Genomic DNA, 258 nt, shown 5'->3' with positions numbered 1-258 from the left:
ACCAGTTATTAATTATGTGTGTCGTCTTTCAACGACTAGCGATAATTGTTTGTTTCAAGCGTTTCGCTTGTTACTCGGTTTTGCTTGGTAAAATCTATACTTACTTATCTAGTTTTCAATGTACAATTTTTAATGGTGGGCCTAAGTGGACTCGAACCACCGACCTCACGCTTATCAGGCGTGCGCTCTAACCAGCTGAGCTATAGGCCCATTTAAATTGAATAACTCAATGAATGAGCATTCAAAACTGAATACAAT

The 258-nt window shown here is 38.4% G+C and carries 1 tRNA gene; it reads right to left on the bottom strand.

What is annotated here, in order from left to right:
* Window positions 1–133: 133 nt before the first annotated feature.
* Window positions 134–210 (bottom strand) — tRNA-Ile (locus HHH54_RS11065).
* Between the last annotated feature and the right edge of the window lie 48 nt (window positions 211–258).

Origin of the sequence: Staphylococcus canis, assembly GCF_016238445.1 — a bacterium.
Lineage (GTDB): Bacteria > Bacillota > Bacilli > Staphylococcales > Staphylococcaceae > Staphylococcus > Staphylococcus canis.
The sequence above is the reverse complement of the archived record's forward strand: the minus strand, read 5'-3'. Positions and strand labels throughout refer to the sequence as shown.